The organism is Nocardioides bruguierae (genome assembly GCF_023656415.1).
Classification (GTDB): Bacteria; Actinomycetota; Actinomycetes; order Propionibacteriales; family Nocardioidaceae; genus Nocardioides; species Nocardioides bruguierae.
The window spans coordinates 251022-272151 of record NZ_JAMOIL010000001.1; the positions used below are offsets into that span (position 1 = coordinate 251022).

Genomic DNA, 21130 nt, shown 5'->3' on the forward strand with positions numbered 1-21130 from the left:
CACGTACGCCCCTCCTCGCTCACGACCAGAAAGAACTGCAGTGACCGTCACCGATGCTGCCCGCGACACCGTCGCGGCCGCGCTCGAGTCCGACCGGGTCGAGTCCCACCTCAACCCGCCGCCGTCCTACGACCTCGCCGACCACCCGCTGCCCACCGGGCGCGAGGAGGTCTGGCGCTTCACCCCGCTGAAGCGCCTGCGGGGCCTGCTGGACGGTGAGGCTTCGGACGCCCACCTGACCTGGGACACCACGATCCCCGCGGGTGCGAACCTGACCGAGATCTCCGCCGACGAGGCCCGCGGCCTCGAGCTGCCCCCGAACGAGCGGCCCGCCGCCCTGGCCGCCTCGCTCTCCGGCACGGCCACGCTGCTCGACGTGCCCGCGGACACGCGGGTCGAGGAGCCGATCGTGCTCCGGCTCTCGGGCGCCACGGTCGAGGACCTCGTCCACGGCCGGATGATCTACCGCTTCGGCGCGCACAGCGAGGCCACCGTCGTGCTGGTCCACGAGGGCTCGGCCCGCTACAACGCCATCTCCACGTTCCTCGTGGGCGACGGCGCCAAGGTCACCGTGCTCTCCCTCCAGGACTGGGCCGACGACGCCGTGCACCTGGGCCGCGACTCGATCCGCGTGGGGCGCGACGCGAGCGTCAAGCACGCCTCGATCTCCTTCGGCGGCGACGTTGTGCGGCTGCACGCCAACGTCGAGTACGCGGGCCCCGGCGGCGAGGCCGAGCTGCTCGGCCTGTACTACGCCGACGCCGGCCAGCACCTCGAGCACCGGCTCTTCGCCGACCACAACGCGCCGAAGACCAAGAGCAACGTCAACTACAAGGGCGCGCTCCAGGGCACCGGTGCCCACACCGTGTGGATCGGCAACGTCCTGATCCGCAAGGTCGCCGAGGGCATCGAGACCTACGAGGAGAACCGCAACCTCGTCCTCACCGACGGCTGCCAGGCGGACTCCGTGCCGAACCTGGAGATCGAGACCGGCGAGATCGAGGGCGCCGGCCACGCGTCGGCCACCGCGCGCTTCGACGACGAGCAGCTCTTCTACCTCAAGAGCCGCGGCGTCTCCGAGACCGAGGCCCGCCGTCTCGTCCTGCACGGCTTCTTCGTCGACCTGATCCGCAAGGTGGGTGTGCCCTCCCTCGAGGAGCGCCTGACCGACACGGTCGAGGCCGAGCTGGCCAAGACCGTGACGAGCGGACTGAACCAGCGATGAGCCTGGTCCGCGCCTGCACGCTCGCCGAGGTCCCCTCCGGGGAGGCGCTCGCGGTCGACGTCGAGGAGTACACCCTCGCGCTGACCCGGGACGGCGACGCCGTGCTGGCGATCCAGGACCTGTGCAGCCACGCCGCCGTCGCGCTGAGCGAGGGCGACGTCGAGGCCGGCCCCGACGGGGCCTGCGAGATCGAGTGCTGGCTGCACGGCTCCCGCTTCGACATGCGCAGCGGCGCCCCGAGCGGCCTGCCCGCCACGTCCCCCGTGGCGACCTTCCGCACGGAGGTCCGCGACGAGGACGGCCAGCAGGTCGTCTACGTCGACGTCGCCACCACCCTCAACGGCGTCCGGCCGGACTGACCCGGCCACCGCCCACCCCACACACGCACCCGGCGCTCGCAGTGAGCGCACACCCGCACGCAGCACCGCGAGAACCCGCGAAAGAGAGACATCAATGAGCACCCTGGAGATCAAGGACCTGCAGGTCTCGGTCGAGACCGAGGACGGCCCCAAGGAGATCCTCAAGGGCGTCACGCTGACCATCAAGGCCGGCGAGACGCACGCGATCATGGGCCCCAACGGCTCGGGCAAGTCGACCACCGCCTACTCGATCGCCGGTCACCCCAAGTACACGATCACCGGCGGCACCGTGACGCTCGACGGCGAGGACGTCCTGGCGATGAGCGTGGACGAGCGCGCCCGCGCCGGCATGTTCCTGGCCATGCAGTACCCGGTCGAGGTGCCCGGCGTGTCCATGGCGAACTTCCTGCGCACCGCCAAGACCGCCCTCGACGGCGAGGCCCCCAAGCTGCGCACCTGGGTCAAGGACGTCAACGGCGCGCTCGAGCAGATGAACCTCGACCCGCAGTTCTCCTCCCGCTCGGTCAACGAGGGCTTCTCCGGTGGTGAGAAGAAGCGCGCGGAGATCGCCCAGCTGGACCTGCTCGACCCGAAGATCGCGATCCTCGACGAGATCGACTCCGGCCTCGACATCGACGCCCTCAAGGTCGTCTCCGACGGCATCAACCGCTTCTCGGCGCGCGAGGACAAGGGCCTGCTGCTCATCACGCACTACACGCGCATCCTGCGGTACGTGAAGCCCGACGTGGTGCACGTGTTCGTCGACGGCCGCGTGGCCGAGTCCGGCGGCCCCGAGCTCGCCGAGGAGCTTGAGGCCAACGGCTACGAGAAGTACACCGCCGTGTCGCGATGAGCGGCGCCGGGCGGCGTTGTCGACGCTCGACGGCCCGCTCCGCTCCAAGGCCGCCTTCGCGCCTCCGCCTTGCCCGGCACCACACCTCGCACCACGTCGTCGCACTTCACCCCACTAGGAGATCCACATGATCGAGGGTCTGCTGCCTGACCTGGAGGTCGTCCGCAAGGACTTCCCGATCCTCACCCGGACGACCCCGGGTGGCGGTCCGCTGGTCTACCTCGACAGCGCCAACACCTCGCAGAAGCCGCAGGTCGTCATCGACACGATGGTCGACCACCTCGAGCGGCACAACGCGAACGTGGCGCGGGCGATGCACATGCTGGGTGCCGAGGCCACCGAGGCCTTCGAGGGTGCGCGCGACAAGGTCGCGTCGTTCCTCGGCGCTCCCAGCCGGGACGAGATCGTCTTCACCAAGAACGCCTCCGAGGCGCTCAACCTCGTGGCGACGACGCTCGGCCTCAAGGGCGACCTGCAGGTCGGCGAAGGCGACCTCGTGGTGACGACCGAGATGGAGCACCACTCCAACATCGTCCCGTGGCAGATGCTCTGCGAGCGCACGGGTGCGGAGCTGGCGTGGTTCACCTTCGACGAGCAGGGCTACCTCGACCTCTCCGACATGGACCGCCTCATCACCGAGCGGACCAAGGTCGTCACCCTCACCTGGGTCTCGAACATGCTCGGCACCGTCAACCCGATCGGTGAGATCGCCCGCCGGGCCCACGAGGTCGGCGCCGTGGTCGTGGTGGACGCCAGCCAGGCGGCCCCGCAGCTGCCCATCGACCTGGCCGCCATGCCGGCCGAGGAGCGGCCCGACGCGCTCGTCTTCACCGGCCACAAGGTCGTGGGCCCCACGGGCATCGGCGTGCTCTGGGGCAGCCGCGCGCTGCTCGAGGCCCTGCCCCCGTTCCTCGGCGGCGGCGAGATGATCGAGACGGTGCGGATGACCGGCTCCACCTACGCCGGCATCCCGTACAAGTTCGAGGCCGGCACCCCGCCGATCGTCGAGGCCGTCGGCCTCGGCGCCGCGGTCGACTATCTCTCCGCCCTCGGCATGGAGGCAGTGCACGCGCACGAGCAGGCCATCACCGGCTACGCCCTGGAGGGCCTGGCGAGCGTGAAGGGCCTGAAGGTCCTGGGCCCGCTGGACGTCACCCGCCGCGGCGGTGCCGTCTCCTTCGAGATCGAGGGCGTGCACCCGCACGACGTGATGACGGTGCTGGACACCCGCGGCGTCGCCGTCCGGGCCGGCCACCACTGCGCCCGGCCAGCGCACGAGAAGTACGGCGTGCAGAGCTCGACCCGCGCGTCCTCGTACCTCTACACGACGCCCGCGGAGATCGACGCCCTCGTCGACGCCGTGGAATACACCCGCTCCTACTTCCGCTTGGACAACTGATGAGCAGCGAGCTGGACGCCCTGTACCAGGAGATCATCCTGGACCACTACAAGAACCCGCACCACCAGGGCCTGCGCGACCCCTTCGAGGCCGAGGTCCACCACGTGAACCCGACCTGTGGGGACGAGCTGACCCTGCGCGTGCACCTCGAGGACGGCGCCGTCGCCGACGTCTCCTACGACGCGGTCGGGTGCTCGATCAGCCAGGCGTCGACCTCCGTGCTCGCCGACCTGCTGATCGGCAAGTCCGTGGAGGAGGCGCTTGGCGTGCACCAGACCTTCCTCGAGCTCATGCAGTCCAAGGGCACCATCGAGCCGGACGAGGAGGTCCTGGAGGACGCCATCGCGTTCGCCGGCGTCTCCAAGTTCCCCGCCCGCGTCAAGTGCGCGCTCCTGGCCTGGATGGCCTGGAAGGACGCCACCGCCCAGTCGCTGGGGACGCTCCCCGAGCCGGCCACCACCACCTCGACCCAGGAGGGCTGAGAGAGATGACCGAGAACGCCACCACCGAGGCCACCGCCCCCGACCACGGCGACCTGCCCGAGGTCCCCGAGGCGACCGGCGCCGCCGCGCCGGGCACCTCGCCCGTGTCCGAGGACGAGGTCGTCGAGGCCCTCAAGGACGTCGTCGACCCCGAGCTCGGCATCAACGTCGTCGACCTGGGCCTGGTCTACGGCGTGCACGTCGACGAGGGCTCCAACGTCGTCGTCGACATGACGCTGACCTCCGCGGCCTGCCCGCTGACCGACGTGATCCAGGACCAGACCGACGCCGCCCTCGAGGGCATCGTCAACGACGTCGCGATCAACTGGGTCTGGATGCCGCCGTGGGGCCCGGACAAGATCACCGAGGACGGCCGCGAGCAGCTGCGCGCCCTCGGTTTCAACGTCTGAGCGCTGACGTCCCGAGGAACGAGGGACGTCAGCACGCGCAGAGGTCGAGGAAGCGCACCGTCGAGCTTGCGAGACGGTGACCGCGGCTCGAGACCCGGATCGCGTCAGGCACGTCGCCCGGCCTCGGCTGAGAACAGCCCGCCGACCACCCGGTCGGCGGGCGGCGGCGTTCCGGAGGCGTCCCTAGGCTCACCCCATGACCGACGACGCGGCCGGCCCGGACGACGCTCTCCTGCAAGCCTTCTGGGACGTGGCGCGCGTCCACGCCCGGCTGGGCAGCACCGTCCCGAACTACCTCGGCCCGTCCACGCTCGAGATGCTCCGTCCGCCGTGCTGGTCGTTCGGGGACGACGAGGAGGCTCGCGTGCACACCGCCGAGGTGGTGGGTGGCCTGGTGACGGCCGGGACGTCCCTGCTCAGCGACCACGAGCCCGACGACCTGCCTCAGCCAGGCTCCCTGTCGGTGCTCCTGGACCACGAGATGAGGCCGGTGGCCCTGCTCGCCACCGACGACGTGCAGGTCGTCGCCCTGGCCGACGTCCCCGACGCCCACGTGGCCGCCGAGATGCCGGGGGAGGCCTCGCGGGAGGAGTGGCTGGCGGCGCGCCGCGCCGACCTGGTGGAGCACCCCGACGACCTGCGGCCCGAGACCGAGGTCGTCCTCGAGTCCTTCCGCGTCGTGCACCGTGCCGACTGACGGGGCGACCACGCTGCTGCTGCCCGCGCAGCGACTGCCCCGCTGGCTCGAGAACTTCGCCCGCCGCCACGGGGACCCCGCGTTCGACCTGGACGCCGGCGTCCTCGTCGGGCGCGCCCCGGACGGGGCGTGGTGCCGCGTCGCCCTGCCCGGAGGTCACGAGGCGACGGCGCCCGACGCGGCGGACGTCGCCGCGCAGGCGGGCGCCCTGGCGCGCGCGGACCGCGGTGTCCTGCTGGTGCGGCGCGGCGGCTTCGCGGTCGCGCTCGTGCGCGACGGCGCGGTGGTCGCCAGCAAGGTCGGCCAGCGGCACGTCCAGGGCCGCACGAAGGCGGGCGGCTGGTCGCAGCAGCGGTTCGCGCGGCGCCGGGACGCGCAGGCTCGCGTCGCAGGGGAGGCCGCGGCGGGCCACGCGGCGCGGGTGCTCGACGGCCTGGTCGGTCCGTTGGTGACCGGCGGCGACCGGGCCATCGTGGGCGAGGTCCTGGAGGACCTGCGGCTCGGGTCCGCGCACCCGGACGCGGCGGTGGCCGGCGTCGTGGTCGACGAGCGCTTCCTCGACGTGCCCGACCCCCGCCGCGACGTCCTCGACCGAGCCGTGGTCGACGCGGCCGCGCTGCAGGTGGTCGTGCACAACGGCTGAGCCGTCCAGCCCGGTCCCCGACCGACCCCCGCAGGCGGCCGCGGAGGTCTAGCGTGGGGGCGTGAGCGAGCACGTCATCCACGTGGCCGGCCTGGTGAAGACGTTCGGCCGGTTCCGGGCGCTCGACGAGCTGGACCTGCGGGTGCGGGCCGGCGAGGTGCACGGCTTCCTCGGGCCGAACGGCTCCGGCAAGTCCACGACCATCCGGGTGCTGCTGGGCCTGCTGCGCAAGGACGCCGGGGAGGTGCGCCTGCTCGGCGGCGACCCGTGGCGACAGGCGCCGGCCCTGCACCGTCGCCTGGCCTACGTGCCGGGGGACGTGGCGCTGTGGCCGAACCTCACGGGCGGCGAGGCCATCGACCTGCTCGGGCGGCTGCGCGGCGGGCTCGACCCGGCGCGGCGCGACGCCCTCGTCGACGCGTTCGACCTGGACCCGACGAAGAAGGGCCGCAGCTACTCCAAGGGCAACCGGCAGAAGGTCGCGCTGGTGGCGGCGCTCGCCGCGGACGCGGAGCTGCTGGTGCTGGACGAGCCGACGTCGGGCCTGGACCCGCTGATGGAGGCCGAGTTCCAGCGGCACGTCGAGGCGTTCCGTGAGCGTGGGGGCACGGTGCTGCTCTCCAGCCACATCCTGGCCGAGGTCGAGCGCCTGTGCGACCGCGTCAGCATCGTGCGGGGCGGGCGGACGGTCGAGTCGGGGAGCCTGGCCGAACTGCGCCACCTGACCCGCACCTCCGTGGTGGCCGACCTCGACACCCTCCCGCGTGGGCTCGGCGACCTGGCCGGCGTCCTCGACCTGACCAGCGAGCCGCTGGTGGGCGACAGCGGCGGCGACACGGGCACCGGCACCGGGGTGCGGGTCCGCTGCGAGGTGGACACCGCCCGGCTGGGCGCGGCCCTGCCGCTGCTGACCGCGGCAGGCGTCCGGGCGCTCACCGCGCAGCCGCCGACCCTGGAGGAGCTGTTCCTGCGCCACTACGGCGACCCCGCCCCGTCCGAGCCCCGGGAGGGGGACGGACGGCAGGGCCGGCACCGGAGCGCCCACCGGGACAGGCGAGCGCGGTGAGCCCGCGGGAGGCGCTGCGGGGCCTCGGCACCCTGGTGCGCGCCGACCTGCGGCGCGACCGGGTGATGATCCCGCTGTGGGCGGCCGGCATCGCGCTGCTCTACGGCAGCCAGGGCCCGGCCATCGACGGCCTGTACGCGACGCAGGAGGAGTTCGACGCCGCCGCGGCCGCGATGGGGGCCAACAGCGCCTTCGTCGCGATGGCCGGCCCGGCCCGGGCGCTGAACACGATCGGCGGTCAGGTCACCTGGCAGGCCACCGCCTTCGGGGCACTGGCTGCCGACCTGATGAGCGCCCTCGTCGTGCTGCGGCACACCCGCGCCGAGGAGGAGCAGGGCCGCGACGAGCTGGTCCGGGCCGCGGCGGTGGGACGCTGGGCGCCGCCGGCCGCCGCCCTCGCCGTGGCGGTGGGGGCCAACGTCCTCGCCGGCGTCCTCGTGGCCCTCTCCCTGGTGGTGTTCCCGCTGGCCGTCGCCGACTCCGTCGCGCTCGGGGCGGGCCTCGCGCTCACCGGCTCGGCGTTCGCGGCGCTCGCCCTGGTGGCCGCGCAGCTGACCACCAGCAACCGCGCGGCGGGCGGGCTGGTGGCGGTCGTCCTGGGTGCCTCCTACGCCCTGCGGGCCGTGGGGGACGTCGGCGGTGGCACCCTGTCCTGGTTCTCGCCCATCGGTTGGTACCAGGCCACGCACGCCTTCTCGGGGCTGCGCTGGTGGCCGCTGCTGCTGACGGTGGGCCTGCTCGTCCTGGCGGTCGTCGCGTCGGCGGCCCTGCTGGAGCGCCGGGACATCGGCTCCGGCCTGTGGGCGACCCGTCCGGGCTCGGCTCGCGCCGGGCGGACGCTCGCCGGCCCGGTGGGGCTGGCCTGGCGGCTCCAGCGGGGCGGGGTCCTGGCCTGGTGCGCCGGCCTGTTCCTGACCGGGCTCTCCTACGGGTCGATCGGCGACGACGTCGACTCGCTGCTGGGGGAGGGCGGTGCCTCGTCGGAGATGATGACCCAGGGCCTGGGGGTGGCGACGCCCGAGGCGCTGACGGACGCGTTCTACGCCACGAGCCTGGTGATGATGGCGTTGATCGGCGCCGGCTTCGCGGTCTCCTCGGCGCTGCGGCTGCGCGGGGAGGAGACCGCCGGCCGGGCGGAGACCCTGCTCGCGGCCGGCCTCTCCCGCGGGCGCTGGGCGGGTGCCTCGGTCCTGGTCACCGTGCTGGGCACGCTCGCCGTCGTCGTGGCCGGCGGTCTGGGGATCGGGATCGGCTACGCGCTGGTCACCGGCGAGGCCGGCGCCTGGGCGCAGTACGTGCTGCCGGCGCTGGTGCCCGGTGCCGGGGTGCTGCTGCTGGCGGGGCTGGCCCGCCTGGTGCTGGGGGTGCTGCCGCGGCGGTCGGGTCTGGCGTGGGCGCCGCTCGGGCTGGCCGTCGTGGTGCTCTTCTTCGGAGAGCTGCTCCGGCTGCCCGGCTGGCTGACCGCGCTGTCCCCGTTCGATCACCTGCCGCTGGTGCCCGCCGAGTCGTTCGACGCGGCCCCCGTCGTGGTCGTGCTGGGTCTCGCCGCGCTCGCCTCCGCCGCCGGGCAGCTGGCGTTCCGGCGCCGCGACGTCGGCTGAGCGCGCTCTCCCACGCACGCCAGCGCATCGAAGGACTCGCCGACACCAGGCCCTGACCTGCACCGATCGGGGGAGAACTTCGCTACCGTCGAGCCATGTGGCAGCCACAGCCGGGCTGGCACCCGCTCCCGGGTGGTAGCGCGCCGAGCACGCTGGGGGTCTGGCGCGCCGTCGTGGGGGACGAGCCGGTGTCGGTGAAGCGGCTCGCCCGCCCCGTCCCGGGGGACCCCGAGGAGCTCTCGGACCCCGGCCACTTCGCCTACTGGCGCCGCGCCGCCGACGTGGCGCTCTCGGGGGTGCTGGCCCGGTCCGCCGGGCTGCGGCCGCCGGTGCGCAGCCAGGTCGTCGAGGACGACGAGGGCATCACGATCACCGACGACTGGGTCGAGGACGCCGCGGTCAACGGCCTCTTCGCCGCCCACGCGCTCGGACGCTTCGCCGGCACGCCCGTGCCCGAGGTCGACTGGCTCGCCCGCGACCAGCTGCGCAGCCGCCTCGCCCGCACCGAGACCCGCGGCGGGTGGCCGACGCTGGCCAGGACGCCGGTGGCCGACCTCGCCGACGTCCTGTGGCGCGCCCGCCTGCACCACCTGGCCACGCTGGACGGCCTGCCGCGGGTGCTCCAGCACGGTGACCCGACGCCCGCGAACCTGCTGGGGCGCGAGGGCGACGACGTGGTGGCGGTGGACTGGGGGACGCTCGGCACCGGGGCGCTCGGCGGCGACCTGGGCTACTACCTGCTCTCGGCGCGCGAGGAGTTCGAGCCGCTCCTGGACGCCTACCTCCTGGGTCTTCCGCCCGCCCTCGCCGACCTGCCCGACGTCCGCCACCTGGCGGGCACCGGCGCCCGGGTCGTCGCCGTCTACACCGCCCTGAGCCGCGCCGAGTGGGCCCTGGCCCGCGTCGCGCCGGGCGAGGGCCCCCTGCTGGCCAAGCTCCGGCACCCCGCCGTCGCCCCCTACATCCGCTCCCTCCAGCGGCAGTACCAGCTGATCGAGGCGCTCGTCGACGGGTGATCGCGGTGGGTCCTGCGGCCGGTGGGTGAGGTGCTGGGCACACCGGGGCGCCGTCACGGTCCAGGGAATCGCCCGCCGGGGTCGGGCGACCCTAGACTCGGTGGACGATGATCACCGCTCACCAGCTCGAGGTCCGCGTCGGCGCCCGACTCCTCATGGACGACGTCAGCTTCCGTGTCGGGGCGGGGGACAAGGTCGGTCTGGTCGGGCGCAACGGCGCCGGCAAGACGACCCTCACCAAGATCCTCTCCGGCGAGGCCCTGCCGGCGTCCGGCAACGTGACGTCCAACGGTGAGGTCGGCTACCTGCCGCAGGACCCGCGGACCGGCGACCCCGAGGTCATCGCCAAGGACCGCATCCTCTCCGCGCGCGGGCTGGACACCATCGTCGCCCGGATGCGCAAGGCCGAGGAGATGATGACCTCCGAGAAGGCCAACGAGCGGGAGAAGGCCATGCGCCGCTACTCCCGCGCCCAGGACGAGATGCAGGCGGCCGGCGGCTACGCGGCCGAGTCCGAGGCCGCGACCATCGCCTCCAGCCTCGGCATCCCCGAGCGCATCCTGGAGCAGCCGCTGAAGACGCTCTCGGGCGGCCAGCGCCGCCGGGTCGAGCTGGCGCGCATCCTGTTCTCCTCGGCCGAGGTGCTGATCCTCGACGAGCCGACGAACCACCTGGACGCCGACTCCATCATCTGGCTGCGGGACTTCCTCAAGGCCTACTCCGGCGGCTTCATCGTGATCTCCCACGACAACGACCTGCTCGCGGCCACCGTCAACAAGGTGATGCACCTCGACGCCAACCGGCAGGCCATGGACGTCTACAACATGGGCTGGAAGAACTACCTGGTCCAGCGGGAGACCGACGAGAAGCGCCGCAAGCGCGAGCGGATGAACGCCGAGAACAAGGCCAAGACGCTCACCGACCAGGCCAACAAGATGCGCGCCAAGGCCACCAAGGCCCAGGCGGCGCAGTCCATGCTCAAGCGGGCCGAGAAGCTGATGGCCGGCATCGAGGGGGAGCGGCAGAGCGACAAGGTCGCCGCGATCGCCTTCCCGAAGCCCGCGCCGTGCGGCAAGACGCCGCTCACGGGCGAGGGCCTGTCGAAGACGTACGGCTCGCTGGAGGTCTTCACCGGCGTCGACCTGGCCATCGACCGCGGCTCCCGCGTCGTCATCCTGGGTCTCAACGGCGCCGGCAAGACCACGCTGCTGCGCATCCTCGGCGGCGTCGACCAGGCCGACAGCGGCGAGGTCGTGCCGGGCCACGGGCTGAAGATCGGCTACTACGCCCAGGAGCACGAGACCCTCGACGTGAAGCGCACCGTGCTGGAGAACATGCAGTCCGCGGCGCCTCAGCTGACCGACACCGAGGCGCGCAGCGTGCTGGGCTCCTTCCTCTTCTCCGGGGACGACGTGCACAAGCCGGCCGGCGTGCTCTCCGGTGGCGAGAAGACCCGGCTGGCGCTGGCGTCCCTGGTGGTCTCGGCCGCCAACGTCCTGCTGCTCGACGAGCCCACCAACAACCTCGACCCGGCCTCCCGCGAGGAGGTGCTCGGCGCCATCCGGGCCTACGAGGGCGCGATCATCCTCGTCACCCACGACGAGGGCGCCGTGCACGCCCTCGAGCCGGACCGGGTGCTCCTGCTGCCCGACGGCACCGAGGACCTCTGGAACCCCGACTACGCCGACCTCGTCTCGCTGGCCTGACGCACCTGACGACCTCACGTTCGGTCACCAACGTGGTGCCGGACGGCCTCGGACACGGCGTTGGTGACCGAACCCGGTGCTGCGCCGGGGGTTCACCCCACCCCCGGATGCGCTCCTAGACTGCGTGGCATGACGCCCCAGGAACTCGCGCAGGTCGGACTGTCGCTGTCGGTCACGGACGGCGTGGCCACGCTGACGCTGGACCGGCCGGAGGTGCGCAACGCCCAGACGCCGGACATGTGGCTCGCGCTCGGGCAGGTCGGCGAGGACCTCCTGGCCGACGAGGCGGTCCGGGTGGTCGTGCTGCGGGGTGCGGGGGCGGGCTTCTCGGCCGGCCTGGACCGCTCCGTGCTGGCCCCCACCGCACCCACGCCCGGGCAGCCCGCCCGGGAGAGCGTGCTCGACCTCCTCGCCCTCGACGACGCCGGCATGGCCGACCGGATCGAGGTGTACCAGCGTGGGTTCACCTGGCTGCGCGACCCCCGGATCGTCTCCGTCGCGGTCGTCCACGGGCACGCGGTCGGCGCCGGCTTCCAGCTCGCGCTCTCCTGCGACCTGCGCCTGCTCGCCGACGACGCCTCGTTCTCCATGAAGGAGGCGGCGCTCGGCCTCGTCCCGGACCTCACCGGCACCCTGCCGCTGGTCGAGGCGGTCGGGTACGCCCGCGCCCTCGAGCTGTGCACCACCGCCCGCACGGTGGACGCCGGGGAAGCGCTGCGTCTCGGTCTCGCGCTCGACGTCGTGGCGGCCGACGACCTGGACGGGGCCCTGGCCACCCTGGTGGGCGCCCTCACAGCGACCCCTGCGGCCAACGCCCGGGCGGTGAAGACGATCCTGCGCGCCGCGGTGCCGGGCGACCTCGACGCCCAGCGTCGCGTCGAGCGCGAGCACCAGGTCGGCAGGTTCCGCGAGCTCGCGGCCCTGATGGCCGCTCGCTGAGCCGGACAGCCACCAGCACCAACCAGCACGAACCAGCACGAACCAGCACCACCGCAGCACCGCACCACAGCAGCAGAGAGGAGCCGACACCTCCGTGTCCGGCATGATGAACGCAGGTGGCGCCTGGCGGCACCTGCGCACCGACCGCAGCGTCGTCCACCAGCGCGTCGGCTGGCCCACCGTCCGCCGCATCCTGCGCTTCGCCCGCCCCCACCGCCGGGTGATCGCGGTCTTCCTGGCGCTCACGGTGCTGGACTCCGCCCTCGTGGTGGTCGTGCCGCTGCTGACCAAGCGGGTCGTGGACGTCGGCATCGCCGAGGCGGACACCTCGCTGGTGGTCGAGCTCGCGGCAGCCATGGCCGTGTTCGCCCTGTTCAGCGCCGTGCTCAGCGTGCTCAGCGGGTGGCTGTCGTCCCGGATCGGCGAGGGCCTCATCTTCGACCTCCGCACCCAGGTCTTCGCCCACGTGCAGCGGCAGTCGATGGCGTTCTTCACCCGCACCCAGACGGGTGCGCTGGTCTCGCGCCTCAACAACGACGTCATCGGCGCCCAGCGCGCCTTCACCTCGACGCTGTCGAGCACGGTCTCCAACGTCGTGGCCGTGGTGGTCGTCGGCATCACCATGCTCGCGCTGTCGTGGCAGGTCACGCTGCTGTGCGTCGCGGTGTTCCCGGTGCTGCTCCTGGCCTCCCGCATGGTCGGGCGACGGCTCGCCGGCCTGACCCGGCAGCAGATGGACGGCAACGCCGAGCTGGGCAGCCTCATGACCGAGCGCTTCAACGTCGGCGGCGCGATGCTGCTGAAGCTGTTCGGCCGCCGGGCGGACGAGGACGCCCTGTTCGCCTCGCGCGCCGCGACCGTGCGCGACCTGGGCATCCGCATCGCCCTGGTGACCCGCATCTTCGGGGCCGCCATGACGTCCGTCCCTGCCCTGGCCGGTGCGCTCGTCTACGGCGTCGGCGGCGTGCTGGCCATCGAGGGCCGGCTCAGCGTCGGCACGCTGGTCGCCCTGGCCCTGCTGCTGCTCCGCCTGCTCGGGCCGCTCCAGGGGCTCTCGAACGTCCGGATCGACGTGATGACCGCCCTGGTCTCCTTCGACCGCGTCTTCGAGGTCCTGGACCTGCCCTCCCTGGTGCAGGAGAAGCCCGACGCCGTGGCCGTGCCGCGGGGCGCGGCCACGCTGGAGCTCGACGACGTCACGTTCGCCTACCCCGACGGCTCGGAGGCCTCCCTGCCGTCCCTGGAGGGGGTCACCCGCGAGGGCCAGGTGACGGACGCCGGACCCGTGCTGCACGGGGTCAGCCTCCGTGCCGAGCCCGGCCGGATGGTGGCGCTCGTGGGCCCGTCGGGTGCGGGCAAGACGACGGTAACCAGCCTGGTCGCCCGGCTCTACGACGTGGACGCCGGTGCGGTGCGCGTGGGCGGGCTCGACGTCCGCGACGTCACCCTGGACTCCCTGGAGGACACGGTCGGCTACGTCACCCAGGACGCCCACCTCTTCCACGACACCATCCGCGGCAACCTCCTCTACGCCCGGCCGGACGCCGACGAGGACGCCATGTGGTCCGCCCTGGAGGCCGCCCAGGTCTCGGGGATGGTCCGCCGGCTCCCGGAGGGCCTCGACACCGTGGTCGGCGACCGCGGCTACCGGCTCTCGGGTGGCGAGCGGCAGCGGCTGGCGATCGCCCGGCTGCTGCTGAAGTCGCCGTCCATCGTCGTCCTCGACGAGGCCACGGCCCACCTGGACTCCGAGTCCGAGGCCGCCGTCCAGCGTGCCCTCGACGCCGCCCTGGAGGGCCGCACGAGCCTCGTCATCGCCCACCGGCTCTCCACCGTGCGCGACGCCGACACCATCGTGGTGCTCGAGGACGGTCACGTGGTCGCCCGCGGCACCCACGAGGAGCTCCTGGCTGCCGGTGGCCTCTACGCCGACCTGTACCGCACGCAGTTCGCCACCGACGCTCCGGACGTGGCCCGCGGCTGAGCCCGGCCGCCTGCGCGCCGGGGTCCAGGGGCCCCTCAGGAGCGTGACTGGTCCCGGTCGGCGTCCTGCTGCGCCATCATCCGCGCGTACGGGTGGTTGGTCTGACGCGGCTTGCGCTCCCGCCGAGCCGCCGGCTGCGGCGGGTGCGGCCGTGCGGGGGAGCCGTCCTCGGTCGGGGACGTCGAGCCCGCTGGGCCCGTCGCACCCGTCGCGTCGGCCGCGGCCCTGGCGGCACGCCGCCCCGTCCGCCGCTCGTCGATGGCGAGCCAGACGAACCCGACGACGGCCAGCAGCGCGAAGAACCACCACTGCAGGCCGTAGAAGAAGTGGGGGCCGTTGCCGAGGTCGGGCAGCTCGACCGGTTCCAGGGCGGTGGCCGGCTCGGGGGACTCCGAGCGGAGCTCGACCCAGCCACCGAGCACGTCCAGGCCGAGGGCCTGCCCGACGGCGGCGCTGTCGACGGCACGCGTGGACTGGTCGTCCACGGCGGTGCTGTCGCCCTCCGCGTCCACCCGGACGTAGCCCGTGACGTCGACCTCGCCCGACGGGGGAGCGGGCACGTCGCCCGGGTCGGCGGTGCCGGCGTTGTCCGTGGCCAGCCAGCCGCGGTCGACCAGCAGCGCCGTGCCGTCGTCGAGCAGCAGCGGGACGACGACGTCCACGCCGGCCTCGCCGTCGCGGGTGCGGTAGCGCACGATGACGGTGTCCTCGGGCTCGTAGGTGCCGGTCGCGGAGACCACCCGCCACTCGTCGGCGTCGTCGACCTCGGTGCCCACCGCGAGGACGTCGGTCGCCGGCGAGGCGTCGGCGTTCTCGTTGGCCGTGACCTGGGCGTTGGACGCCTTCTTGTCGGCCAGCCGGCCGAACTGCCACTGGCCCAGCGAGTACGCCAGCCAGGCCAGGAGCACGACCACGACAGCGAGGACCAGCCACCGGCGGCTGAGCAGGAAGGACCAGGACCGCACGGCCTCAGGGTACGGGCCCCGCCTGAGAGCGAGGTGATCCGCGTCCGGCCCGGGCAGGGCTCGCCGCTCCGGGTGGCGTCCCGACATGCCCCCGCAACAGGGCCGACGTACCCTGGTGGTGATGAGGACGCTCCCGCTGCTCGACCGGTTCGGCCGGGTCGGGCGTGACCTCCGGGTCTCGCTCACCGACCGGTGCAACTTGCGCTGCACGTACTGCATGCCGCCCGAGGGCCTGCCCTGGCTGCCCGACGAGCAGGAGCTCTCGGACGACGAGGTGGTGCGTCTGGCCACCGTGGCGGTCGAGCGCCTGGGCATCACCGGCATCCGGTTCACCGGCGGCGAGCCGCTGCTGCGTCGGGGCCTGGTGGACATCGTGCGGCGCGTCCGCGAGGTGCAGCCCGACCGCGGCCGCCTCGGCCTCTCGATCACCACCAACGCGCTCGGCCTGACCCGCCGCGCCGAGGACCTGGCCGCCGCCGGCCTGGACCGCGTGAACGTCAGCCTGGACACCGTCCGCCCCGACACGTTCCAGCAGATCGCCCTGCGCGACCGGCTGCACGACGTCGTCGCCGGCCTCGAAGCCGCGCACCGCGCCGGTCTGGGCCCCGTGAAGGTGAATGCCGTGCTCCTGCGCGGCGTCAACGACGACCAGGCGCCGGAGCTGCTGCGCTGGTGCCTCGAGCGCGGCTACCAGCTCCGGTTCATCGAGCAGATGCCGCTGGACGCCCAGCACGGGTGGGACCGCTCCTCCATGGTCACCGCGGACGAGATCCACGCGCGGCTCGCCGAGGAGTTCGACCTGGCGCCGGCGTCCGAGCCCCGGGGCTCCGCCCCCGCCGAGCTGTTCGCGGTGGACGGCGGCCCGGCCACCGTCGGCGTGATCGCCTCGGTGACGCGGCCGTTCTGCGGCGACTGCGACCGGGTGCGGCTGACCGCCGACGGGCAGGTCCGCACCTGCCTGTTCGCCCGGGACGAGTCCGACCTGCGCACGGCCCTGCGCGCCGGGGCCACCGACGAGGAGCTCGCGGAGCGGTGGGTGGTGGCCATGCGCGGCAAGGCCGCGGGCCACGGCATCGACGACGAGAGCTTCCTCCAGCCCGACCGGCCGATGTCGGCCATCGGCGGCTGACACGGCCTCGGGCCCGCCGCCGACGTGCGGACGGCGGGCAGCCGTGGACGCGGCTAGACCGCCAGGTCCGCGCCCGGCTCGAACGGCACGACGTCCTTGAGGAAGCCGCGGCTGCTCAGGAAGGACGTCAGGGTGGGGCGGTGCTCCTCGCAGGCCAGCCAGACCTTCCGGCGCTCGGGCGTGTGCACCTTGGGGTTGTTCCACAGCAGCGCGTGCTCGGCGGCGGCCGTGCACCCCTTGGACGAGCACACGTCGGGCTCGGTGGCGGGAGGCTCGGGGAGGGTCATCGTCCGCCCTCCACGGCGTCGCGACCCGACGACCCACCCAGCTGGCGCTGGACGTAGGCCGACGAGCGCAGGTCCGCGCCGTCGTCCTTCGTGGTCTGCACGTTGGCGAGGATCACGGCGACGTAGGGCAGGAACAGGGCGCCCACGATGAGGATCGGCCAGAGCCAGCTGACGCCGAAGACCCCGGCCAGGCCCGCACCCACGAAGCAGGCGCTGCGGATGCCCATGGAGATCAGGTAGCGCCGCTGGCGCACCTTCAGGTCCTCGGCCCGGCTGGTCGGCGCGGTGGTGATCCGGACCGGTTCGTCAGCGCGCTGCCTTGCCATGGCTCGAGTGTACGGAGGCGGTCCACAGGTGCCTCATCCCCCGGGCGCCGGGGCGACGTGGCTGGCCTAGGGTGGTGGGACGCGTGAGGCGCCTCACGCGGAACCGGCTCCAGGAGGCTCCCATGACCGACCGCACCTACCGCGTCACCGAGATCGTCGGCACCTCGCCCGACGGCATCGACCAGGCCATCCGCAACGGCATCAGCCGCGCGTCCAAGACGCTGCGGCACATCGACTGGTTCGAGATGACCCAGGTCCGCGGGCACGTCCGCGACGGCGAGATCGAGCACTTCCAGGTCGGCCTCAAGGTGGGCTTCCGCCTCGAGGACGAGTGACGGGCCAGCGCGACCTGTGACACAGCCTTTGCGGTCCGTGCGGCGGGCCGCACTGTGCCTACTGGCCGGTCACCACTAGCGTCCGGGGCGTGAGCGAAGCAGAGCAGAGCAGCACCGACGCACCGCAGGGCCGGTCGGTCCTCGTCACCGGCGGCAACCGAGGCATCGGCCGCGCCATCGCCGAGGCCTTCCTGGCCCAGGGCGACAAGGTCGCCGTCACCACCCGCAGCGGCGGCGCCCCCGAGGGCGCCCTCGACCTGCGGTGCGACGTGACGGACCCCGACCAGGTCGAGGCGGCCTTCAAGGCGGCCGAGGAGGCCCACGGGCCGGTCGAGGTCCTCGTCGCCAACGCCGGCATCACCTCCGACACCCTGCTGCTGCGGATGAGCGAGGACGACTGGGACAAGGTCATCTCGACCAACCTCACGGCCTCGTTCCGGCTCGCCAAGCGCGCCGCGAAGGGCATGCTGCGGCTGCGCCGCGGCCGCATCGTGCTCATCTCCTCGGTCGTCGGACTTCTCGGCTCGCCGGGCCAGGTCAACTACGCCGCGTCCAAGGCCGGCCTCGTCGGCATGGCGCGCTCCATGGCGCGCGAGCTCGGGTCGCGCTCGATCACCACCAACGTCGTCGCGCCCGGCTTCATCACCACCGACATGACGGCGGAGCTCCCCGAGGAGCAGCGCGCCGAGTACGCCTCCCGCATCCCGCTGGGTCGCCTGGGCGCCGTCGAGGACGTCGCGCAGACCGTCACCTGGCTCGCCGGCCCCGGTGCCGGCTACGTCACCGGCGCGGTCATCCCCGTCGACGGTGGCCTCGGCATGGGCCACTGAGCCCGCTCGGCCCCGCAGCCCCGCACCACACCCGCAGACATCCCGCAGCACCACGCTGCACCCACAGGCAGGAGCATCACCACCATGGGCATCCTCGACGGCAAGCGCATCCTCGTCGCCGGCGTCACGATGGACACCTCGATCGGCTTCGCGACGGCCAAGATCGCGCAGGAGCAGGGCGCCACGGTGCTCATCTCCAACTTCGGGCGCGCGCTCGGCATCACCAAGCGGATCGCCAAGCGCCTCCCCGTGGAGCCGCCGGTCCTCGAGCTCGACGTGACCGACCCCGAGCACCTCGAGCGGCTCCCCGACCTCGTCCGCGAGCACGTGGACGGCCTCGACGGCGTCGTCCACTCCATCGCCTACGGCAACCCGGAGACCCTGCTGGGCGGCAAGTTCCTCACGGGCCCGTGGGAGGACGTCTCGCAGGCCGTGCAGGTCTCCGCCTACTCCCTGGCCAGCCTGACCAACGCCTGCCGCCCGCTGATGAGCGAGGGCGGCTCCGTGGTCGGCATGACGTTCGACGCGACCGTCGCCTGGCCCGCCTACGACTGGATGGGCGTGGCCAAGGCCGGGCTGGAGTCGACCTCCCGCTACCTGGCCAAGAACCTCGGCTCCGAGGGCATCCGGGTCAACCTGGTCTCCGCCGGCCCGCTCAAGACGCTGGCGGCCAAGGCCATCCCCGGCTTCGAGGACCTCGAGGAGCTGTGGCAGAACCGCGCCCCGCTCGGGTGGGACAACACCGACCAGATCCCCACCGCCAAGGCGGTCGTGGCGCTGCTCTCGGACTTCTTCCCCGCCACCAGCGGCGAGATCGTGCACGTCGACGGCGGGTTCCACGCCACCGGCGCCTGAGCCCGGCCACCCACGCCCGACGGCGCCCCGCGACCCCGCGGGGCGCCGTCGGTGCGTGTAGGGCACGCTGTGTCCATGCCCATCCCGCCCGCGTCGCCGTCACGCCGCCTCGTCCTGCTGCGCCACGCCCAGGCCGAGCAGCTGGGCAGCAGCGACCACGAGCGGGCGCTGACCGCGCGCGGCTCCCGCAACGCGGTGGCTGCCGGCCGCTGGTTGGCCGAGCAGGGCGTCAGCCCCGAGGTCGCGCTGGTCTCCTCGGCCCGGCGCACCCGCAGCACCTGGGCCGGCGTCGCCGACGGTGCGGGCTGGTCGCTGGACCCCGTGGTCGAGGACGGGCTGTACGAGTCGGGTCCCGCCTCGGTGCTCGACCTCGTCTGGGCCACCGACGACGCCGTCCGCACCCTGCTGGTCGTCGGCCACAACCCGACCATGGCGATGCTCGCCAGCACCCTGGACGACGGCGAGGGCGACCCGGACGCCGGCAACGCGCTCGCGCTGGGCTACCCGCCGGCGTCGGTCGCGGTGCTCAACGTGCCCGGCGGCTGGACGTCGGTCCAGCAGGCCGCCCTGCGGCTCACCGCGTTCCACACCGCCCGGGGCTGACCGAGCCGACCCCACTCCACGTTTGGTCACCAACGTGGGGCTGGGCGGCGTCGGGCACCGGGTTGGTGACCAAACCCGACCCGCTACCCGACCCTTCGACCCGCGCCGGAGGTCAGCCCAGCGGGGGAGCGGGGGTGGTGATGCCGGCGGCGGCGTCGGCCGCCTCGATCTCCTCGCGGGTGATCCCGAGCAGGTACATGATCGTGTCGAGGTAGGGCACGTTGACGGCGGTGTCGGCACGCTCGCGCACCATCGGCTTGGCGTTGTAGGCGATGCCCAGGCCGGCGGCGGCCAGCATGTCGAGGTCGTTGGCACCGTCGCCGATCGCGACCGTGGCGTCCGGCTCGACGCCCACCTGGGCGGCGAACTCGCGCAGGGCCGTGGCCTTGGCGGCCCGGTCGACGACCTGGCCGACGACCCTCCCCGTCAGGCGGCCGTCCACGATCTCCAGCTGGTTGGCCCGGGCGTAGTGGATGCCCAGGTCGACGGCCAGCCGGTCGGTGATCTGGGTGAACCCGCCGGAGACGATGGCGAACCGGTAGCCGAGGCGGCGCAGGGTGCGCACCATCGTCCGTGCCCCCGGAGCGAGCTCGATGCTGTCGTAGACCTCGTGCAGCGCGGAGGCCGGCACGCCCTCCAGCAGCGCGACGCGGGCCCGCAGCGACTCCTCGAAGTCCAGCTCACCGCGCATCGCCCGCTCGGTCACCTCCGCGACCTCGGCCTCGCACCCGGCGTGGGCGGCGATCATCTCGATCACCTCGCCCTGGATGAGGGTGGAGTCGACGTCCATGACGATCAGCCGCATCCCGCGGCGCAGCATGCCCGCCGGCTGCACGGCCACGTCGATCTGCTGCCGGGCGGCCTCGGTGGCCAGCAGCTCGCGCAGCCGCTCGGGCGCGGCACCGGAGACGTGCAGGTCGATCGCGGTGACGGGGTAGCTCGCGAGCCGCTGGATGCGGTCGATGTTCGCCCCGGCTTCGGCGATCGTCGAGGTGATGCCCGACATCGCGGCGGCGCTGAGCGGGGTGCCGAGCACGGTCACGTGGGCGCGTCCGGCCTTGGGCGCCACGGTCAGGCCGGTGCCCGGCTCGACCTCCACCGACATCTCCAGCCGTGCGGCGGTGCCCGCGACGGCCGCGGTGATGGGGGCGGTGTCACCCTCGACGGCCACCAGCACCCCGAGGATCAGCCGGCGTCGCAGCACGATCTGGTCGAGGTCGACCACCGTGCCGCCGTGCTCGGCCAGGGTCGCCAGGATCGCCGAGGTCACGCCCGGCCGGTCACGACCGGAGAGGGTGACCAGGAGGGTGTGGGAGTCGGGACGCGGGGTGGCCGCGGGGACGGCCGGCTGCTCGCTCATCGGGTCAGAAGGCTAGCGCCAGGAGACCGCGGGAGAGGCGTCGGTCCACGGCGGCCACGC

Annotated in this window: 23 protein-coding genes; 19 read left to right on the forward strand and 4 right to left on the reverse strand. The window is 73.3% G+C overall.

Features of this window, described 5'->3' with window-relative positions; genetic code table 11:
* Positions 1-40 precede the first annotated feature (40 nt).
* The 14 genes from sufD to M8330_RS01290 all read left to right on the forward strand — a co-directional run bounded on the left by sufD (position 41) and on the right by M8330_RS01290 (position 14380).
* Positions 41-1225 carry a Fe-S cluster assembly protein SufD gene (sufD, locus tag M8330_RS01225; protein WP_250825855.1) on the forward strand — a complete coding sequence of 395 codons (1185 nt, stop codon included), beginning with the start codon at positions 41-43 and terminating at the stop codon, positions 1223-1225.
* Positions 1222-1584 (forward strand): non-heme iron oxygenase ferredoxin subunit, encoded by a 363-nt coding sequence (locus M8330_RS01230; RefSeq protein WP_250825856.1) that lies wholly within the window; start codon positions 1222-1224, stop codon positions 1582-1584. Before sufD ends, M8330_RS01230 begins: the two co-directional genes overlap by 4 nt.
* Positions 1585-1678: 94 nt before the next feature.
* On the forward strand, positions 1679-2437 hold the full coding sequence (gene sufC, locus M8330_RS01235) for a Fe-S cluster assembly ATPase SufC (RefSeq protein WP_250052048.1): 759 nt from the start codon (positions 1679-1681) through the stop codon (positions 2435-2437).
* 127 nt (positions 2438-2564) lie between these two features.
* Complete coding sequence (locus tag M8330_RS01240) at positions 2565-3836, forward strand: cysteine desulfurase (protein WP_372490071.1); 1272 nt, start codon at positions 2565-2567, stop codon at positions 3834-3836.
* Positions 3836-4318, forward strand: coding sequence for a Fe-S cluster assembly sulfur transfer protein SufU (gene sufU / locus M8330_RS01245; RefSeq protein ID WP_250825857.1), 483 nt, complete (start codon positions 3836-3838; stop codon positions 4316-4318). The genes M8330_RS01240 and sufU overlap by 1 nt, the downstream gene beginning before the upstream one ends.
* 5 nt (positions 4319-4323) lie before the next feature.
* Positions 4324-4728, forward strand: coding sequence for a metal-sulfur cluster assembly factor (locus tag M8330_RS01250; RefSeq protein ID WP_250052052.1), 405 nt, complete (start codon positions 4324-4326; stop codon positions 4726-4728).
* Positions 4729-4924: 196 nt separating this feature from the next.
* A complete protein-coding gene (locus M8330_RS01255; RefSeq protein WP_250825858.1) occupies positions 4925-5425 on the forward strand; it encodes an ASCH domain-containing protein in 501 nt (166 codons plus the stop codon).
* On the forward strand, positions 5415-6068 hold the full coding sequence (locus M8330_RS01260; RefSeq protein WP_250825859.1) for an acVLRF1 family peptidyl-tRNA hydrolase: 654 nt from the start codon (positions 5415-5417) through the stop codon (positions 6066-6068). Before M8330_RS01255 ends, M8330_RS01260 begins: the two co-directional genes overlap by 11 nt.
* Before the next feature lie 61 nt (positions 6069-6129).
* Entirely contained in the window at positions 6130-7134 is a 1005-nt protein-coding gene (locus M8330_RS01265; RefSeq protein ID WP_250825860.1) for an ABC transporter ATP-binding protein, read from the forward strand.
* Positions 7131-8735, forward strand: a complete 1605-nt coding sequence (locus M8330_RS01270; protein ID WP_250825861.1) for an ABC transporter permease — start codon at positions 7131-7133, stop codon at positions 8733-8735. Before M8330_RS01265 ends, M8330_RS01270 begins: the two co-directional genes overlap by 4 nt.
* A 95-nt stretch (positions 8736-8830) precedes the next feature.
* The gene (locus M8330_RS01275) at positions 8831-9751 is read left to right on the forward strand and encodes a phosphotransferase (protein ID WP_250052062.1); all 921 of its coding nucleotides are present in this window, start codon (positions 8831-8833) and stop codon (positions 9749-9751) included.
* 107 nt (positions 9752-9858) lie between these two features.
* The gene (locus M8330_RS01280; protein ID WP_250052064.1) at positions 9859-11457 is read left to right on the forward strand and encodes an ABC-F family ATP-binding cassette domain-containing protein; all 1599 of its coding nucleotides are present in this window, start codon (positions 9859-9861) and stop codon (positions 11455-11457) included.
* A gap of 129 nt (positions 11458-11586) precedes the next feature.
* On the forward strand, positions 11587-12396 hold the full coding sequence (locus M8330_RS01285; protein WP_250825862.1) for an enoyl-CoA hydratase/isomerase family protein: 810 nt from the start codon (positions 11587-11589) through the stop codon (positions 12394-12396).
* A 103-nt stretch (positions 12397-12499) separates the two neighbouring features.
* Positions 12500-14380 carry an ABC transporter ATP-binding protein gene (locus M8330_RS01290; RefSeq protein WP_250825863.1) on the forward strand — a complete coding sequence of 627 codons (1881 nt, stop codon included), beginning with the start codon at positions 12500-12502 and terminating at the stop codon, positions 14378-14380.
* A 35-nt stretch (positions 14381-14415) separates the two neighbouring features.
* On the opposite strand, the gene M8330_RS01295 is transcribed toward M8330_RS01290, so the two are convergent.
* Complete coding sequence (locus tag M8330_RS01295) at positions 14416-15345, reverse strand: SURF1 family cytochrome oxidase biogenesis protein (protein ID WP_250825864.1); 930 nt, start codon at positions 15343-15345, stop codon at positions 14416-14418.
* 121 nt (positions 15346-15466) lie between these two features.
* Here M8330_RS01295 and moaA point away from each other — a divergent pair, with 121 nt between their 5' ends.
* Positions 15467-16474 (forward strand): GTP 3',8-cyclase MoaA, encoded by a 1008-nt coding sequence (moaA, locus tag M8330_RS01300; protein ID WP_250825865.1) that lies wholly within the window; start codon positions 15467-15469, stop codon positions 16472-16474.
* 53 nt (positions 16475-16527) lie between these two features.
* Here the strand turns inward: moaA and M8330_RS01305 are convergent, their stop codons facing one another.
* Both M8330_RS01305 and M8330_RS01310 read right to left on the reverse strand, forming a co-directional pair.
* Complete coding sequence (locus tag M8330_RS01305; protein WP_250825866.1) at positions 16528-16761, reverse strand: acetone carboxylase; 234 nt, start codon at positions 16759-16761, stop codon at positions 16528-16530.
* On the reverse strand, positions 16758-17087 hold the full coding sequence (locus M8330_RS01310) for a DUF3099 domain-containing protein (protein WP_250052077.1): 330 nt from the start codon (positions 17085-17087) through the stop codon (positions 16758-16760). The genes M8330_RS01305 and M8330_RS01310 overlap by 4 nt, the downstream gene beginning before the upstream one ends.
* 122 nt (positions 17088-17209) lie before the next feature.
* On the opposite strand from M8330_RS01310, the gene M8330_RS01315 reads away from it, so the two are divergent.
* From M8330_RS01315 to M8330_RS01330, 4 genes are all read left to right on the forward strand, one after another.
* Positions 17210-17422: a dodecin gene (locus M8330_RS01315; RefSeq protein ID WP_250825867.1), complete on the forward strand. Its 213-nt coding sequence runs from the start codon at positions 17210-17212 to the stop codon at positions 17420-17422.
* Between the two features lie 89 nt (positions 17423-17511).
* The gene (gene fabG / locus M8330_RS01320; RefSeq protein ID WP_250054380.1) at positions 17512-18252 is read left to right on the forward strand and encodes a 3-oxoacyl-ACP reductase FabG; all 741 of its coding nucleotides are present in this window, start codon (positions 17512-17514) and stop codon (positions 18250-18252) included.
* Positions 18253-18336: 84 nt separating this feature from the next.
* A complete protein-coding gene (gene fabI / locus M8330_RS01325) occupies positions 18337-19107 on the forward strand; it encodes an enoyl-ACP reductase FabI (protein ID WP_250825868.1) in 771 nt (256 codons plus the stop codon).
* A 75-nt stretch (positions 19108-19182) separates the two neighbouring features.
* Positions 19183-19710, forward strand: coding sequence for a SixA phosphatase family protein (locus M8330_RS01330; RefSeq protein WP_250825869.1), 528 nt, complete (start codon positions 19183-19185; stop codon positions 19708-19710).
* A gap of 112 nt (positions 19711-19822) precedes the next feature.
* Here the strand turns inward: M8330_RS01330 and serB are convergent, their stop codons facing one another.
* A complete protein-coding gene (gene serB / locus M8330_RS01335; RefSeq protein ID WP_250054386.1) occupies positions 19823-21070 on the reverse strand; it encodes a phosphoserine phosphatase SerB in 1248 nt (415 codons plus the stop codon).
* Positions 21071-21130 lie beyond the last annotated feature (60 nt).

Bases quoted from the DNA above. Each gene is read 5' to 3' on its own strand.
- M8330_RS01230 (WP_250825856.1), top strand. From the start codon at position 1,222: ATGAGCCTGGTCCGCGCCTGCACGCTCGCCGAGGTCCCCTCCGGGGAG.
- sufC (WP_250052048.1), top strand. From the start codon at position 1,679: ATGAGCACCCTGGAGATCAAGGACCTGCAGGTCTCGGTCGAGACCGAG.
- M8330_RS01240 (WP_372490071.1), top strand. From the start codon at position 2,565: ATGATCGAGGGTCTGCTGCCTGACCTGGAGGTCGTCCGCAAGGACTTC.
- sufU (WP_250825857.1), top strand. From the start codon at position 3,836: ATGAGCAGCGAGCTGGACGCCCTGTACCAGGAGATCATCCTGGACCAC.
- M8330_RS01250 (WP_250052052.1), top strand. From the start codon at position 4,324: ATGACCGAGAACGCCACCACCGAGGCCACCGCCCCCGACCACGGCGAC.
- M8330_RS01255 (WP_250825858.1), top strand. From the start codon at position 4,925: ATGACCGACGACGCGGCCGGCCCGGACGACGCTCTCCTGCAAGCCTTC.
- M8330_RS01275 (WP_250052062.1), top strand. From the start codon at position 8,831: ATGTGGCAGCCACAGCCGGGCTGGCACCCGCTCCCGGGTGGTAGCGCG.
- M8330_RS01280 (WP_250052064.1), top strand. From the start codon at position 9,859: ATGATCACCGCTCACCAGCTCGAGGTCCGCGTCGGCGCCCGACTCCTC.
- M8330_RS01285 (WP_250825862.1), top strand. From the start codon at position 11,587: ATGACGCCCCAGGAACTCGCGCAGGTCGGACTGTCGCTGTCGGTCACG.
- M8330_RS01290 (WP_250825863.1), top strand. From the start codon at position 12,500: ATGATGAACGCAGGTGGCGCCTGGCGGCACCTGCGCACCGACCGCAGC.
- moaA (WP_250825865.1), top strand. From the start codon at position 15,467: ATGAGGACGCTCCCGCTGCTCGACCGGTTCGGCCGGGTCGGGCGTGAC.
- M8330_RS01305 (WP_250825866.1), bottom strand. From the start codon at position 16,761: ATGACCCTCCCCGAGCCTCCCGCCACCGAGCCCGACGTGTGCTCGTCC.
- M8330_RS01310 (WP_250052077.1), bottom strand. From the start codon at position 17,087: ATGGCAAGGCAGCGCGCTGACGAACCGGTCCGGATCACCACCGCGCCG.
- M8330_RS01315 (WP_250825867.1), top strand. From the start codon at position 17,210: ATGACCGACCGCACCTACCGCGTCACCGAGATCGTCGGCACCTCGCCC.
- fabI (WP_250825868.1), top strand. From the start codon at position 18,337: ATGGGCATCCTCGACGGCAAGCGCATCCTCGTCGCCGGCGTCACGATG.
- M8330_RS01330 (WP_250825869.1), top strand. From the start codon at position 19,183: ATGCCCATCCCGCCCGCGTCGCCGTCACGCCGCCTCGTCCTGCTGCGC.
- serB (WP_250054386.1), bottom strand. From the start codon at position 21,070: ATGAGCGAGCAGCCGGCCGTCCCCGCGGCCACCCCGCGTCCCGACTCC.